The organism is Methylobacterium organophilum (genome assembly GCF_022179465.1).
GTDB classification, from domain to species: domain Bacteria; phylum Pseudomonadota; class Alphaproteobacteria; order Rhizobiales; family Beijerinckiaceae; genus Methylobacterium; species Methylobacterium organophilum.
The window spans coordinates 91150-105986 of the sequence record NZ_BPQV01000011.1; the positions used below are offsets into that span (position 1 = coordinate 91150).

13 protein-coding genes are annotated in these 14837 nt (G+C 70.6%); 1 reads left to right on the forward strand and 12 read right to left on the reverse strand.

Annotated features, from left to right (window positions below; translation table 11 throughout):
• Positions 1–6: 6 nt before the first annotated feature.
• The 4 genes from MFF21_RS17790 to MFF21_RS17805 form a co-directional block, all read right to left on the reverse strand.
• A complete protein-coding gene (locus tag MFF21_RS17790; protein ID WP_238312631.1) occupies positions 7–1254 on the reverse strand; it encodes a metallophosphoesterase family protein in 1248 nt (415 codons plus the stop codon).
• 187 nt (positions 1255–1441) lie between these two features.
• Positions 1442–2224 carry a VOC family protein gene (locus tag MFF21_RS17795; RefSeq protein ID WP_238312632.1) on the reverse strand — a complete coding sequence of 261 codons (783 nt, stop codon included), beginning with the start codon at positions 2222–2224 and terminating at the stop codon, positions 1442–1444.
• Positions 2221–3147, reverse strand: coding sequence for an SMP-30/gluconolactonase/LRE family protein (locus MFF21_RS17800; protein WP_238312633.1), 927 nt, complete (start codon positions 3145–3147; stop codon positions 2221–2223). The genes MFF21_RS17795 and MFF21_RS17800 overlap by 4 nt, the downstream gene beginning before the upstream one ends.
• 4 nt (positions 3148–3151) lie before the next feature.
• The gene (locus MFF21_RS17805) at positions 3152–4084 is read right to left on the reverse strand and encodes a DoxX family membrane protein (protein WP_238312634.1); all 933 of its coding nucleotides are present in this window, start codon (positions 4082–4084) and stop codon (positions 3152–3154) included.
• Between the two features lie 148 nt (positions 4085–4232).
• On the opposite strand from MFF21_RS17805, the gene MFF21_RS17810 reads away from it, so the two are divergent.
• A complete protein-coding gene (locus MFF21_RS17810; protein ID WP_238312635.1) occupies positions 4233–5813 on the forward strand; it encodes a GMC oxidoreductase in 1581 nt (526 codons plus the stop codon).
• Positions 5814–5819: 6 nt separating this feature from the next.
• Here the strand turns inward: MFF21_RS17810 and MFF21_RS17815 are convergent, their stop codons facing one another.
• The 8 genes from MFF21_RS17815 to MFF21_RS17850 form a co-directional block, all read right to left on the reverse strand.
• Positions 5820–6473 carry an NrsF family protein gene (locus MFF21_RS17815; RefSeq protein WP_238312636.1) on the reverse strand — a complete coding sequence of 218 codons (654 nt, stop codon included), beginning with the start codon at positions 6471–6473 and terminating at the stop codon, positions 5820–5822.
• Positions 6466–7041, reverse strand: a complete 576-nt coding sequence (locus tag MFF21_RS17820; protein WP_238312706.1) for an RNA polymerase sigma factor — start codon at positions 7039–7041, stop codon at positions 6466–6468. The genes MFF21_RS17815 and MFF21_RS17820 overlap by 8 nt, the downstream gene beginning before the upstream one ends.
• A gap of 105 nt (positions 7042–7146) precedes the next feature.
• Positions 7147–7389, reverse strand: coding sequence for a hypothetical protein (locus tag MFF21_RS17825; RefSeq protein ID WP_238312637.1), 243 nt, complete (start codon positions 7387–7389; stop codon positions 7147–7149).
• A 135-nt stretch (positions 7390–7524) separates the two neighbouring features.
• A complete protein-coding gene (locus MFF21_RS17830) occupies positions 7525–8907 on the reverse strand; it encodes a class II 3-deoxy-7-phosphoheptulonate synthase (protein ID WP_238312639.1) in 1383 nt (460 codons plus the stop codon).
• Positions 8908–9335: 428 nt separating this feature from the next.
• A complete protein-coding gene (chrA, locus tag MFF21_RS17835; protein WP_238312641.1) occupies positions 9336–10745 on the reverse strand; it encodes a chromate efflux transporter in 1410 nt (469 codons plus the stop codon).
• Positions 10746–10747: 2 nt separating this feature from the next.
• Entirely contained in the window at positions 10748–11578 is an 831-nt protein-coding gene (locus MFF21_RS17840; protein ID WP_238312643.1) for a chromate resistance protein ChrB domain-containing protein, read from the reverse strand.
• A 533-nt stretch (positions 11579–12111) separates the two neighbouring features.
• Positions 12112–12405, reverse strand: a complete 294-nt coding sequence (locus MFF21_RS17845) for an RNA polymerase sigma factor region1.1 domain-containing protein (protein WP_238312644.1) — start codon at positions 12403–12405, stop codon at positions 12112–12114.
• A gap of 59 nt (positions 12406–12464) precedes the next feature.
• On the reverse strand, positions 12465–14771 hold the full coding sequence (locus tag MFF21_RS17850) for an FdhF/YdeP family oxidoreductase (protein ID WP_238312645.1): 2307 nt from the start codon (positions 14769–14771) through the stop codon (positions 12465–12467).
• Positions 14772–14837: the final 66 nt, after the last annotated feature.

The following is a 14837-nucleotide window of genomic DNA, read 5'->3' on the forward strand; positions in this document are numbered from 1 at the left end:
CTCCGCCTAGCAGCCGCGGCCGCCGAGGCGGGCGAGCACCAGTGCCTCGGCCTCGGCGCAGAGGGCGTCGAGCTCCTCCGACAGGTCCGGCCCGTCGACGGCGCTCATGCCGCCGGGCAGCTTGTTGCGGATCTCGGCGATGATCGCCTCGGCCCGGGCGCGCACCTCCGGCTCCCGGTCGATGGCGTGCAGCAAGGCGGCGGGATCGAGCAGGCCGGCGCGGTCGGCGAGCGCCTGGGCGGGGCGGCTCGTCCCGATGCGCAGGCTCTCCAGCCAGATGTCGTCGCGGATGCGGTGGGCCGCGGCCTGCACCTCGGCGGCGATGCGCTCGCGGTCGCCGGCCCAGGCATCGTGCAGGGGAGTGGTGCCGCGCAGGCTCACCCGCAGGGCGAGGAGCCTTCCCTGCGCCTCGACGGCATGGGGGCGCAGGGCGGCGCCGACCCGCTCCAGGGCCTCGGTCTCGTCCTCGGCGCCGGACAGGTCGATCTCGGCATGGGCCCAGCGGGCATGGTCGAGCACGATGCGGCGCAGGCCGGCGATCCGCCCATCCGCCACGTCGACCGCCACTGCGCCCTTCGGCCCGCATTCGCGCACGCTGCGCCCCTGCAGGTTGCCGGGGAAGACGATCGGCGGGTCCTCCCACACCTGCGCATATTCGTGGACGTGGCCGAGCGCCCAGTAATCGTAGCCGCGGGCGGCGAGCTCCGCCGGCGCGCAGGGGGCGTAGGTCGCGTGGGCGGCGTAACCGTCGCAGGAGGTGTGGAGCAGCCCGATATTGAGCCAGCCGGGCACCGGGTCGGGATAGGAGCGGGCGAAGCTCTCGTCGGGCACGGCGCGCTGCGCGAAGCTGCGCCCGTGCAGCGCGACCCGGTGGGCGTCGAGCCGGCGCGTCTCGGCGCGGGCGGCCGAGAAATTCAGGACGTTGTCGGGCAGCGTGATCGAACGGGTGACGACGCTCTCGGCGTCGTGGTTGCCCTTCACGATCGCGACCGGGATGCCGGCATTCGCGAGGCGCCCGAGCTGCTGGGCGAAGAACAGGCCGACGCTGAGATCCTGCCAGTCGCCGTCATAGACGTCGCCGGCGATCAGCAGGAAGGCGGCCCGGATCTCGATGGCGTGGGTGACGAGATCGGAGAAGGCGCGGCGGCCGGCGGCTGCGAAGCGCTCGGCGATCTCCGCGTCCTTCGCCGCGAGCCCGGCCAGCGGGCTGCCGAGATGCAGGTCGGCCGCGTGGAGGAACGTGAAACTCGACACCGACGCAGGGTCCCATACGCGGCCCGCGCGGGATCGTTGCAGGGAAGCGGGCCGGTTACGGTGTGGCATCCGCCGGCCCGGAAGGCCAGCCGCCGGGGCCGGAAGGCCCTTGAAAGGTGTGGTTGAGCCGCCGACACGCCATCCGCCGGCCCACGGGGACGCCCCCCACGCCCCTGCGAACGGGAGCCTACGAGAAGACGAGGCGGTGCCCGTCCGGGTCCTCGGCGCAGCGCTCGGCGACCGCGGACCAGCGCGAGAGGCGCAGGACGATGCGGCTCGCCAGCACCGCGTCCTCCGCCAGCGGATGCAGGAGCGGTCCGGGCGTGCGGTAGCAGAGCAGTTCCAGATGCGGCGTCGCGCCGCCGGGGGGCGTCAGGCCCGTCACCTCGACCACGGGGTCGGCCACCGCATCCATCCGCGCCTGCTCCGCGCCCCGGTTCAGGCCCCGGCTGACGACCGTGAAGCCGAGGGCTTCGTAGAACGCGACCGAGGACGCGGTGTCCGAGACGGTGATGGCCGTGTGGTCGATGCCGAGGAAGAGGCCGGGCCGGTCCCGCCAGGGCGAGGGCGCGGGCTCCGGGAAGGCGAGGAGTTCGAGGGGGTGCCCGTCCGGGTCGCGGAACTTGAAGGCCGCGACGCCGCCCGAGGCGGCCGGCAGGCGCTCGGGGCCGGCCTGCGAGATCGGCGTCCAGCCCGGGACGGTGCGCAGATGGGCATAGGCCGCTTGCATGTCGGAGACGACGATGGCGCAATGCTGGAAGTCGGTGCCGTTGGAGGGCGCCGGCGGCCCAGGCGTACGCGGGGTCGGGACCAGCTGGACGACCTGCGCGCCGAGGCTCACCGCGATCCCGGGCCCGTCATGCGCGACGCAGCCGCCGAAGGCCGCCGCGTAGAAGGCCGCGGTGGCGGCGGGATCCGGGCAGAGCAGCCGGATCGCGGCGATGCGGAGCGCGCCGACAGGAACGCTCACTGGCCCGCCCCCGGCAGGGGCGCACCGCGCCGGTTGAGGAAGATCGAGACGACCCGCTGCGAGGCGGCGATGAACAGGCGGTTCCGGTGGACGCCGCCCCAGGTCAGGTTCGAGACCCGCTCGGGCAGCCTGATCTTGCCCAGGAGCCGGCCCTCCGGCGACAGGCAATGCACGCCGTCGGCGGCGCTCGACCAGACATTGCCGTCCTCGTCGACCTTCATGCCGTCGCAATAGCCGGGCTCGATTTTGTGGAAGACGTCGCCGCCCGACAGCGTCCCGTCCGCGGCCACGTCGAAGATGCGGATGTACTGGCGCGGGGTCGGATGGGTCTGGTCCCCGGTCTCCGAGACGTAGAGCCGGCGTTCGTCCGGGGAGAAGGCGAGCCCGTTCGGCCCGTCGAAATCGCCCGCCGCGACGCGGATCTCCCCCGTTTCCGGATCAAAGCGGTAGAGAGCGGGCGGCTGCTCGGAACACTGCCGGCCGCCCTCGTAATCGTTGGAGATGCCGTAGACCGGGTCCGTGAACCAGATCGTGCCGTCCGATCTCGTGATCACGTCGTTGGGTGCGTTCAGCCGCTTGCCCGCATGCCGGTCGACCAGAGTGACGACCCGGCCGTCATGCTCCGTGCGATAGAGGCAGCGTCCGTGATGGGAGCAGGCGATCAGCCGGCCCTGCCCGTCGCGGGTCTGGCCGTTCCCGTAATCCGAGGGCGCGCGGTAGACCGACAGGCCCTCGCTCTCGCTCCAGCGCATGGTGCGGTTGCGGGGCAGATCCTGGAACAGCAGGCAGTTCCAGTCGCCCATCCAGACCGGCCCCTCGACCCAGCGGAAGCCGGAGGCGATCTCCTCCAGCCCCGCATTGTCGAGCACGTAGCCCCGGAAGCGGGGATCGTGGATCTCGAAGGTGTCGAGCGGATCGGCCATCGCCTCACCCGAACCGGCAGGGCGGGGTCGTCTCGCGCTTGGTGTCGAACTGGACCACCATCAGCACCGCGGGCTCGTCGCCGATCGTGCCCGATTTGTGCCCGGTCCTGCCGTCGAGCGTGCGGCAATTCTGATCCTCGCCGAAGGAGATCTCGCCGGGTCCCATTTCGACGCGGGTGCCATCCATGGATTCCACGTACCAGCGGCCCTTGAGCGGGATGATCCATTGCGGGGCCGGGTTCTCGTGCCACGTCCCCTCCCAGCCCACCGGCTGGACCGTGATCATCGTGGTCATGCCGTCACGATGCTTCGGGCCCTGCCATTGCGGCGAGGCGGGAGGCTTCATCGAGGCGAGGTGGAACTCCGTCATCTCGCAGCGGACCTGCCGGCTGATGCCGTCCGCGTCGGTATAGAGGTGCCAGTAGGGCACGACGGGCTTGTCGGTCTCTTCGCTCATCGCGAGGGCTCCGGTCGGGTTGCGGGCATAGGGATGGGTCGATCCGAAGGGATCGTGCAGGAAGGCCCTGACGCCGGCCGCGCTCGGACCGCTCCAGGCCACGGCCAGGAAGCCGCCCGCAACGGCGAAATTCTTCAGGAAATCCCAGAAGGTCTCGCGACCCTGGCTCGGGCCGCGCAGGCGGAAATCGGGCTTGGTCCAGAAGCGCTTCCACAGGAGCGCCGTGACCGCGCAATAGCCGGCCAGCACGAAGGCGGCGAAGCGGTCGGCAATGCCGGTGAGCACGCCGAGCGACATCACCACCTCGACGAAGAGGCCCGTCAGGATCAGCCCCTTCGCGAGCCCCCGCGAGGCGGTCGCCTGTCCGGCCTGCCCCACGGCAGCGTCGAAGTTCAGCACCTTGTCGAAGGCGCTGAAGGGCAGGAACAGCAGCACCAGCGACAGCCGTGCCGCGAAGGCGGCGAGCACCTCGATCGTCATCGCTCCGGTCCCGACGGCCCAGCCCGTCAGGCCATCCAACACGTCAGATCCCGGCCGGTTCATCCGCCGGCCTATCCGGGCTGCAACCCGGACGCGCCGGAACAGGCGGCGCGCGAAGCAGTTGCGCACCAGCACGGAGCGGTTTCGGATGCGCGACGACAGCTACGACGTGATCATCATCGGCTCGGGGCCCGGTGGCGGCAGCGCCGCCTGGCGGCTCGCCAAGACCGGAAAGCGCGTCCTCGTGATCGAGCGGGGCGACTACCTGCCCCGGGAGCGCGAGAACTGGGACACGGACGCGGTCTTCCGGAAGGGTCGTTACCAGGCCGACGAGACCTGGGTCTCCTCGGACGGGGCGCGGTTCAAGCCGGGGCTGCACTACTTCGTCGGCGGCAATTCCAAGGTCTATGGCGGGGTGCTGTTCCGCTTGCGCGAGAGCGACTTCGAGGCCGTGCGCCATCCGGACGGGAGCTCCCCCGAATGGCCGCTGAAATACGACGCCTTCGCGCCCTGGTATCAGGACGCCGAGGAGCTGTTCCAGGTGCACGGCGCCCGGGGCGAGGACCCGACCGAGCCGCCGGCCGAAAAGCCCTATCCGAAGCCGGCGATCAGCCACGAGCCGCGCATCCAGAAGCTCTCGGACGACCTCGCCCGCGCCGGCTTCCAACCCTTCCACCTGCCCATGGGCGCGCTGATGGAGGAGGATGGCAGGGGCGGCACCACCCCGCATTCGCCCCTGCTGCGCTGCGACCCCTTCGACGGCTATCCGAGCCTCACCAACGGCAAGGCGGATGCACAGATCATCTGCATCGACCCGACGCTCGCCGCCCATCCCAATGTCACGCTCCTGCGCAACGCCTATGCGGAACGGCTCGTCACCGAGGCCGGGGGCGGGCGCGTCACCGGCGTCGAGGTGGTCCTCGAAGGCCGGCGGCACCGGCTGTCGGCCGACATCGTGGTCGTGGCCTGCGGCGCCCTCTCCTCGGCCTTGCTGTTCCTGCGTTCCAGCTCCGACGCCCATCCGAACGGGCTTGCCAACGGCTCCGGCCAGGTCGGGCGCAACTACATGCGCCACAACAACACCACCGTGCTCGCGATCTCGAAATCGCGGAACCCGACGCAGTTCCAGAAGACGCTCGGGCTCAACGACTTCTATTACGGGCACGATCGAAGCCCGCGGAACGACTGGGAATTTCCCCTCGGCCATATCCAAATGGTCGGCAAGTCGGACGGCATGCAGATCGAGGCAGAGGGCCTGCCCGGCTTCCTGCAATGGCTGCCGACCCGGCCCTTCTCCTACATCGCCGAGCACTCGATCGATTTCTGGCTGACCTCCGAGGACCTGCCCAGGCCGGAGAACCGGATCTTCTACCGCGACGGGCTAGTCCATCTCGATCTCGCCGTCACCAACGGCGCGGCGCAGGCGCGGCTGCGCGACAAGCTGCGGGCGATGTGCGACGACCTCGACATCCACCCGCATCTGTTCGACCGCACGCTGTATCTGGGCAAGGACACGCCGATCGGCGGCACGGCCCATCAGGCGGGCACCCTGCGCTTCGGCCCCGACCCGGCCACGAGCGTGCTCGACCTCGATTGCCGGGCGCATGGCATCGACAACCTCTACGTCACCGACGCGAGCTTCTTCCCCTCGATCGGCGCCGTGAACCCGACCCTCACCATCATCGCCAACGCCCTGCGGGTGGCGGACGGGATCGCCGGGCGGCTGTGACAGCGGCTAGCGTCGCGGCTCCAGCAGGCGCCCGCCGGCCAGCCCGTTCAGGCCGACGATCAGGGCGACGGCGGCGAGATGGATGGCGAGATCCGTCGCCGTGGCGTCGTGGGGATGGAACGGCACCAGCAGGGCCGCCGCCGCGGCGGAGGCGGCGAGCCCGCCCAGCGCCGCGGTGAGGCCCGGGCGCAGGGGGCAGGCCCGGCGCAGCATCCAGACGAGCAGGGCCGAGAGCGGCAGCGAGACCCCCATCAGGAAGACGAAGCAGCCGCGCATCTCCCCGGCATCGGGGATGTCGGCCCCCGGGGCGATCCAGGCCCGCAGGCAGCCGAGACCGCTCGCGCCGATCCAGAGCAGGAGGGGCGGCAGGGGCAGCAGGGCCCAGGCGGCGGAACGCCCGGGCACGCTGGTCTGGAAGGCGGCATAGGCCGCGGCGACGGCCGTCAGCAGCGCGCCGAGGCCGGCATAGCGCAGATCCGCCACGCCGAGGCGCAGCTCGAGCCCCGCCGTGTCGGCGAAGGGCAGGATCAGGAGGCCGAGGGCGAGCGCCGCGCCGCACCAGGCCAGCGCCCGGCGCCCGGGCGGGGCGAGACGGCGCACCGGCACGAGGCCGGCGGCGAGATCCTCGACGAGGCTGTCGTGACGGGCGGGCTCAGACATCGCCGCGATCCTTGTCGGGTGAGAGCGCGGCGCGCAGGGTCTTCAGGGCGCGGTGCAGGTTGACCTTGAGCGCCCCCTTGCTGCGCCCGGTCAGCGACGCGGCCTCCTCGAGGGAAAGCTCGCGCAGGGCGAGATGCTCCACCGCCTGGCGCTGGCCCTCGGGCAGGGTCGCCACCGCGGCGGTGAGGCGGGCCGCGCTCTGGCCGGCCTCGACCCCGTGATCCGCCCGCCGCCCCTCGTCGGGCCGGGCTTCGTAGGCGGCGGGGTCGTGCACCTCCCGCGGCCGGCGGGCGCCGTGGCGCAGGGCGTCGATGGCGCGGCGCTGGGCGATGGCGTTGAGCCAGGGCAGGAAGGGCCGGGCCGGGTCGTAGCTCGCCCGCGCCCGGTGGAGCGTCAGCAGGGTCTCCTGCACCACGTCGTCCACCCCTGCGCCCCGCACGCCCTGGGCCCGGGCCATCCGGGCGATGGCCGGCACGCAGTCCCGCAGCAGCCGGCGATAGGCGTCGGCGTCGCCGTCCTGGGCCGCCCGCATCGCCTCGGCGAGGGCGGTTTCGCCGGAAGCTGGCATCGCGGTGGCGCCCATGGGGGCTGAGCGGGACGGCCGGGCGGCGGCCGGAACCGGCAGGGGAAACGGAGGGCCGAGCGGGGCCATCCGGAACGTCGCCATCGCAGGCTACTTCGTCATCGGGTCCTTGGCCATGGCGCCCGGCGCCCTGGTGTTCCGGTGCATCGCATCCCGATGCATGGCGTCCTTGGGCATGGCATCGCGATGCGCGCCGTCCCGGTGCATGGCATCGGTCTGCATCGTCGCCTCGGCGGCCCCGGGCTTGCCCGCCGGCTCCATCGCGCAGGCGGGGACCACCGCGGCGACGAGGGCGAGGAGCAGGGCGGATGTGAGATGGAACAGCGGGCTCATGGCGAATGTCCTCCGGGTCGTGCCGTGAGGGGCACTGCCGGATCATTCGGCCCGCATCCGCGGCCGGTTACAGGGCCGCGCGGGATTTCGCCGATGCGAGGGTCCCGGCGGCAGCGCCGGGACCCTCGTTTGATTTCACTCCGCCGCGTCGAGGCGGGGATGCTCGATCTCGGCCCGCTCCCGGCGGACGAGCTCGGCGGTCAGGAAGGCCACCTCCAGCGCCTGCTCCGCGTTGAGGCGCGGGTCGCAGTAGGTGTGGTAGCGGTCCTGCAGGTCGTCCGCCGTCAGCGCCCGGGCGCCGCCGGTGCATTCGGTGACGTCCTTGCCGGTCATCTCCAGGTGGATGCCGCCGGCGATCGTGCCCTCGGCGCGGTGAACGCCGAAGAAGCCCTCGATCTCCTGCATCACCCGCTCGAAGGGCCGCGTCTTGTAGCGGCCGGCCGCGATGGTGTTGCCGTGCATCGGATCGCAGACCCACACCACCGTGCGGCCCTCGCGCTCCACCGCCCGGATCAGGTTCGGCAGATGGTCGCCGACCCTGTCCGCGCCGAAGCGGCAGATTAGGGAGAGGCGGCCGGCCTCGTTCTCCGGGTTGAGGAGATCGATCAGCCGGATCAGTCCCTCGGGCGTGGTCGAGGGGCCGCATTTGAGCCCGATCGGGTTCTTGATGCCGCGGGCATATTCCACATGGGCGTGGTCCGGCTGCCGGGTGCGGTCGCCGATCCAGAGCATGTGGCCCGAGGTGGCGTACCAGTCGCCGCTCGTCGAATCGACGCGGGTCAGGGCCTCCTCGTAGCCGAGCAGCAGGGCCTCGTGGCTGGTGTAGAAATCCGTGGTCCGCACCTCCTGGTGCGTCTCCGGATTGATGCCGATGGCCCGCATGAAGTCGAGGGCGTCCGACATCCGCTGCGCCACGTCCTGGTAGCGCGAGGATTGCGGGCTGTCCTTCACGAAGCCGAGCATCCAGCGATGCGCGTTCTCGAGATTGGCGTAGCCGCCGGTGGCGAAGGCGCGCAGCAGGTTCAACGTCGCCGCCGATTGCCGGTAGGCCTCGAGCTGGCGGCGCGGATCGGGCACGCGGGCCTCCTCCGAGAAGCCGATGCCGTTGATGATGTCGCCGCGGTAGCTCGGCAGGGAGACGCCGTCGAGCGTCTCCGTCGGCGAGGAGCGCGGCTTGGCGAACTGCCCGGCGATGCGCCCGACCTTCACCACCGGCGAGCCGCCGGCGAAGGTGAGCACCATCGCCATCTGCAGGAAGACGCGGAAGAAATCGCGGATGTTGTCGGCGGAATGCTCGTCGAAGCTCTCGGCGCAGTCACCGCCCTGGAGCAGAAAGGCCTGGCCCGTGGCGACGCGGGCGAGCGATGCCTTCAGCTTGCGGGCCTCGCCTGCAAAAACCAGCGGCGGAAAGCTCGCGAGCTGCGACTCGACGGTCTGGAGCGCGGCCGCGTCCGGATACTGGGGCACCTGCTGGATCGGCAGGTTGCGCCAAGATTTCGGGGTCCAACGCTCGGCCATGACGGTACTCCGCACACCTCATCGTGCGATCGGCGCGGGCAAGGGCACCCGCGCGAGGAGCCGGCTTGTAGGACCGATTCGAGCAGAAAGCGAGCGGTCGCACCGGCGGGCAACCGAATGTGCGGACGCGCTGTCACCGAAGCAACCGGTTCCGCGGGTGACGCGGGGCGGGAAAGGGCGACGGTGGGCCAGGTCCGTCGGCCAAGTCCGTCACCCCTTGCACCACGCCCCCGCCGGTCTTCTTCCTCCATCAGGAGGCCGACAGATGCTGCTCCGGAAGATCCCGATGTCGCGGGTGGAGGACACGCCCCGCGCCTCGACGGCACCCAGAAGCGTGCGCGGCACGCGCAACAGGCTCAACGGCGCCGCATCCCGCTCCGGCTCGAACGAGACGGGCCTGAACGGGAGGACGTCGAGATCCGGCAGCCCTACACAGCGCCGACGACGTGCAGGACAACGCCGACCGCCGCACTGGCCAACAGGGCCTCAACCATGCCGATCTTGAATCGGAACACCGCCAGCACCGCCGCGGCCGCCAGGGCGAGCGCCCACGGGTTCAGGCTCGACGGCACCGGCACGTCGAAACGGACCGGCCCGGCCGCGAACGGGCGCGTCTCGGCGAAAACGGTGTGAAGAGCAAACCAGACGGCGAGGTTGAGGATCACGCCGACCACCGCCGCGGTGATCGCCGAGAGCGCGCCGGCTAAGGCCCTGTTGCCGCGCAGGCGCTCGACGTAAGGCGCGCCCACGAAGATCCAGAGGAAGCAGGGCGCGAAGGTCACCCAGGTGGTCAGAAGCCCGCCAAGCGTGCCGGCGACCAGCGGCGGCAAGGCGCCGGGGTTCCGGAACGCCGCCATGAAGCCCACGAATTGCGTGACCATGATGAGCGGACCGGGCGTGGTCTCGGCCATGCCAAGGCCGTCGAGCATCTCGCCGGGCTTGAGCCAGCCGTAGTGTTCCACCGCCTGCTGGGCGACGTAGGACAGCACCGCGTAGGCGCCCCCGAAGGTCACCATCGCCATCTTGGAGAAGAACACCGCGACCTGGCTGAAGACGTCGCCCGGCCCGAGGGCGAGGAGGATGGCCGCGACAGGCACCAGCCAGAGCGCGCCCCAGGCGAGCAGCATCCGCAGCGTGTGCCCGGCGGCGGCCCGCTCCTGCGGGAGTTCGTGGTCGTCGAGCAGGAAGGGGCCATCCACCCCCTTGCCGCCGGCCCCATGCCCGCCGGTCTTGAACTGCGGCAGTCCAGCCAAGCCGCCGAGGTAGCCGATGACGCCGGCCGTCAGCACGATCAGCGGGAAGGGTACGCCGAGGAAGAAGATGGCCACGAACGCCGCCGCGGCGAGGCCGACCATCACGGGGCCCTTGAGTGCCCGCTTGCCGATGCGGATCACGGCCTGGAGGACGATGGCGAGCACCGCCGCCTTGAGGCCGAAAAACAGGCCGGCGACAAGGCCGACATTGCCGTAGAGCGCGTAGACCCAGCTCAGCGCCATGATGGCGACGACGCCCGGCAGGACGAACAGCCCGCCCGCGACGAGGCCGCCGCGGGTGCCGTGCATCAGCCAGCCCACGTAGGTGGCGAGTTGCTGCGCCTCCGGTCCCGGCAGGAGCGTGCAGAAGTTCAGGGCGTGCAGGAAGCGGTTCTCGGAGATCCAGCGCTTCTCCTCGACCAGGATGCGGTGCATGACCGCGATCTGCCCGGCCGGCCCGCCGAAGGAGAGCGCGGCGATGCGGGCCCAGACCGGGACGGCCTCGGCCAAGGTCACGGGCAGCGGCGCTTCCGGGGCGGCCACGCCGGTCTCCGGCGCGGTCTGGATACGTGCGGTCGCGGCCATGGTCAGGCTCTCGCCTTGGGCTTGTTGGTGGGCCAGTTGTGGGTCTCCTCCGTCGCGTCCCGGCACCACCGGTAGAAGGCGTCATAGAGGAGCATCCCGGCATCGAGCTGTGCGAGGTCGTCCGCGTAAAGGCGCGACAGGCCGAGCGAGGCGGCGAGAAGGCCGGCGGCCTCCGGGGCGAGATCCGGCCGGGCCGTGTCGGCTCCTCGCACCAGGGTCGCGAGGTGCAGGAGTGGCGGCGTGGCGAGGCCAAGCTCCTCGACCATGACGTCGAAGGTGCACAGCTCGCCCCGGTGGCTCCAGAAGATGCCCGGGTCGTCGATGTCGAACGGAGCAGCCTCGAACCGGTCCGCGACGCCGGCCACCTCGCCCGGCGGCACGAACAGGAAGACCGCGTCCGGGTCGACGAAGCGGCGGATGAGCCAGGGGCAGGCTATGCGGTCGACCTTGGGCCGGGCGCGCGTAACCCAGACGGTGCGGCCCTGCTCGTCGCGGTTGCGGATCTTGTCGGCTGGAACCATCGGCAGTTCGGCGGCCGCCCAGTCCGCGATGCCACCCTGCAGGGCCTCGGCATTCACCCCGGCGCTACGCAGCCACGCGGCGACGCCGTGGCTGTTCCGACGCCCATCCTCACAGACGACCACGACGGACCTGCCGCGCAATCCCGGTGCCCACTCGGCGACCCGGTCGGGCGCCCGGACAAGCGCGCCGGGCACGTGGCGTTGGTCCGCGAGGAATTCCCGGTCGGTGCGCACATCGATGACGGCCGGACAGCCTGGAGTGCCAATCAGGCGCGCGAGTTTTTCGACGGAGATGGTGTTGGGCGTAGCCATGGCGCGTCCTTGCAACACGTGCAGAAGGGACGCGATACTTTGGCCTTAGCCTCATGAGGAGATCGCCTTCCCCATCAGCCGTATGGGATACCGGCGACACAGGCGCTGTCAAGCGCGGCCTGGGCGGGCTGCGCCAGCTCCATATCGTCCGCTTTCTGTCCCGGCCGGTCGTCTGCCCTTGCCCGCTTAAAGGTCCGGGAGGGTCGGAAGTTCACATTCCGATATCGCACCGAAGGCGCGCTTTGCGGGCAAGCATCCGACGACCTTCGAAGACTTGAGGCTAGCGCCTCTCCTCGCCCTCCGGGCGAGTTAGGGACCGCGCGCAACGCGGTGGCGCAGGTGCGCGGGCGCGTGAGGCCGGTATCCCCGATACCGGCCCCTCCGTCCGCTTCGCGGCGACACCTCTCAAAGGTGAGGAAAAACGCGCCGCGACCGAGCCGATCAGCCGGGCACGAGATGAGAGGTGCGCATCCGATCACCGCGTGCGGGGCAAGGAGGAATGCGCGACACCCGCTCGGGTCATCCCGAGAGGCTCACTCGTCCTCGTCCACCTCGATCCCGTATTCCGCCAGCACCCAGAAGATCGCCTCCAGGTCGTCGGCCGTGACGTCGCGGGGCGGGAGGGCTTCTTCGAGGTCGTCGTAGGTCAGGGAGCGGCGGCGCTCGGCATCGGCCTTGGCGAGGAGCCGGTCGATGGTCATGCGGATGTCGGCGGGCAGGGCCTCGTGGCTCGGCAGCGCCAGACGCCCCGGGGGGGTCGTGGCGTCGCGCAGCAGGCGATCGATGATCGCCTGTCGTCGCGCGTGGGCTGCGTCCTTTCCGTCCATGCCCAGCGCATATGGATTGCGCGGCGCATCCGTCGAGGGCTGCGCCGCATCAAAGCCGCTCACGCGGCGGCGACGGGCTCCGCCGCGCGGGTGACGCGCACCGGGATCGCCTTGGCCGCCGGGGTCTTGGCCTGCACGTCGTGGTGCCAGAGCGGGATCAGCACGTTCAGCTCCGGGTAGTAGCCGGCGCAGTTCCCCTCCGGGATCTCGTAGCGGACGATGCGCAGGCCCCGCACCGCCCGGGTGATGTCGTCCGAGGCGTCGGTGACCACATCGACCTCCTCACCGTCGGCGAGTTGCAGGCGGGCGATGTCGTTCTCGTTCATGAACAGCACCCGGCGGGTGCCGGAAATGCCGCGGAAGCGGTCGTGATAGCCGTAGACCGTGGTGTTGAACTGGTCATTGGAGCGCAGGGTGATCAGGTCGAGCACGTCGCGGCTGCGGATCGGCATGTCGGGATCGGCTTCCAGCCCGTCCGGGGGCAGGAGGAAATTGGCCTTGCCCGTCTCCGTCTCCCATTTGCGCTCCCGTGCCGGCAGCGGCTTGTGCAGGCCGCCGGGCTCGAACAGGCGCTTGTTGAAGTCCTTGAATGTGTCCGGATAGGTCGTCTCGATCGCGTCGCGCACCTTGGCGTAGTCGCCGACCCAGGCGTCCCAGTCGACCTTCGGATTCGGCGGCAGCACCGCCTTGGCGAGTTCGGCCACGATCCAGGGCTCGGAGCGGACCTGCTCGCTCACCGGCCGCGCCACGCCGCGGGAGCCGTGGAAACAGGAGGTCGAGTCTTCCATCGACACCGCCTGCGGCCCGCTCGCCTGCTGGTCGATCTCGATGCGGCCGAGACAGGGCAGGATATAGGCGATCTCGCCATGGACGAGATGCGAGCGGTTGAGCTTGGTCGAGACCTGCACGGTCAGGCGCAGGGAGCGCCAGGCTTCCTCCATGCGCTGCGTGTCGGGGATGGCGCGCACGAAGTTGCCGCCCAGGCCGACGAAGGCCTTCACCTCGCCCGCGAGCACGCCCTCGCAGGTCTCCACGGTGTTGAGGCCCTTCTCCCGGGGCGGCTCGAAGCCGTAGAGCTCCTTGAGCTTGTCGAGGGGCACCAGCGAGGGCTCGTCGGCGATGCCGACGGTGCGCTGGCCCTGGACGTTGGAATGGCCGCGCACGGGGCAGATCCCGGCGCCGGGCTTGCCGAGGTTGCCGCGCAGCAGCAGCAGGTTGACGAGCATCTGCACCGTCTCGGTGCCGCGGCGGTGCTGGGTCAGCCCCATCCCGTAGATGCCGATCACGGCGCGCGCCTGGGCGTAGACCGCGGCGGCGGCCTCCAGGCCCTCGCGCTTCAGGCCGGAGCGCGCTTCGAGGGCGGCCCAGTCCTGGCCGTCGCAGAAACGGACGAAGGCCTCGAAGCCGTGGGTGTGCTCGGCGATGAAGTCGACGTCGAGGAGGCGCGGCCGGCCCTCTTCCTGCGCCGCCCGGTCGGCGGCGATCAGCGCCTTGCAGATGCCGGTGATGGCGGCGATGTCGCCCCCGGCCTTCACCTGGTGGAACTGCGTCGCGATCTGCGTCGAGGACTTGGTCAGCATCTCGACGGGGGATTGCGGGTTGGTGAAGCGTTCCAGCCCGCGCTCGCGCAGGGGGTTGAAGGAGAGGATCGGCACCCCGCGCCGGCGCGCCTCCTGCAACGGATGCAGCATCCGCGGCGAATTGGAGCCCACGTTCTGGCCGAAGAACAGGATCAGGTCGGTGGTCTCGAAATCCTCGAGAACCGTGGTGCCCACCGGCACGCCGATCGATTGCGGCAGCGCCTTCGAGGTCGACTCGTGGCACATGTTCGAGGAATCGGGGAGGTTGTTGTTGCCGTACATCCGCGCGAACAGCGCGTACATGTAGCTCGTCTCCAGCGAAGCCCGGCCCGAGGAGTAGAACACCACCGATTTCGGGGCGAAGCCCTTCAACTCGCGGCCGATCTCCGCGAAGGCCGATTCCCAGCTCACCGGCAGGTAGCGGTCGCTTTGGGGGTCGTAGCGCAGGGGATGGGTCAGCCGACCCTTCTCTTCCAGGTCGTAATCCTCCCAGGCGAGCAGCTCGGTGACGCTGTGCCGGGCGAAGAAATCCGGCCCGACGCGCTTGCGGGTCTGCTCCCAGGCGGTCGCCTTGGCGCCGTTCTCGCAATATTCGAAGGTCGAGGGCTTGGCCGGCTTCGCCCAGGCGCAGGACACGCACATGAACCCGTCCGGCTTGTTCTGCTTCATCAGCATGGCCGCGCCGGAGGCCGGGATCTGCTCGCGGGTCAGGATGTCGAACAGGGAGCGGGCGGAGCCCCAGCCCCCGGCAGGATCCTCGTAGGCTTCGATCTTCACGTCGCTCATCGCCGGCTCCGCCGAGGGTTACGCTCGGTGCAACCCCTTCGCGGAATCGGCGGTTCCTGCGGCGTT

What these genes read in the sequence shown, in the direction of transcription:
- MFF21_RS17840 (WP_238312643.1), bottom strand. Translation starts at nt 11,578, where the DNA reads ATGGCTACGCCCAACACCATCTCCGTCGAAAAACTCGCGCGCCTGATT.
- MFF21_RS17825 (WP_238312637.1), bottom strand. Translation starts at nt 7,389, where the DNA reads ATGAGCCCGCTGTTCCATCTCACATCCGCCCTGCTCCTCGCCCTCGTC.
- chrA (WP_238312641.1), bottom strand. Translation starts at nt 10,745, where the DNA reads ATGGCCGCGACCGCACGTATCCAGACCGCGCCGGAGACCGGCGTGGCC.
- MFF21_RS17830 (WP_238312639.1), bottom strand. Translation starts at nt 8,907, where the DNA reads ATGGCCGAGCGTTGGACCCCGAAATCTTGGCGCAACCTGCCGATCCAG.
- MFF21_RS17845 (WP_238312644.1), bottom strand. Translation starts at nt 12,405, where the DNA reads ATGGACGGAAAGGACGCAGCCCACGCGCGACGACAGGCGATCATCGAT.
- MFF21_RS17850 (WP_238312645.1), bottom strand. Translation starts at nt 14,771, where the DNA reads ATGAGCGACGTGAAGATCGAAGCCTACGAGGATCCTGCCGGGGGCTGG.
- MFF21_RS17815 (WP_238312636.1), bottom strand. Translation starts at nt 6,473, where the DNA reads ATGTCTGAGCCCGCCCGTCACGACAGCCTCGTCGAGGATCTCGCCGCC.
- MFF21_RS17800 (WP_238312633.1), bottom strand. Translation starts at nt 3,147, where the DNA reads ATGGCCGATCCGCTCGACACCTTCGAGATCCACGATCCCCGCTTCCGG.
- MFF21_RS17805 (WP_238312634.1), bottom strand. Translation starts at nt 4,084, where the DNA reads ATGACGATCGAGGTGCTCGCCGCCTTCGCGGCACGGCTGTCGCTGGTG.
- MFF21_RS17810 (WP_238312635.1), top strand. Translation starts at nt 4,233, where the DNA reads ATGCGCGACGACAGCTACGACGTGATCATCATCGGCTCGGGGCCCGGT.
- MFF21_RS17820 (WP_238312706.1), bottom strand. Translation starts at nt 7,041, where the DNA reads ATGCCAGCTTCCGGCGAAACCGCCCTCGCCGAGGCGATGCGGGCGGCC.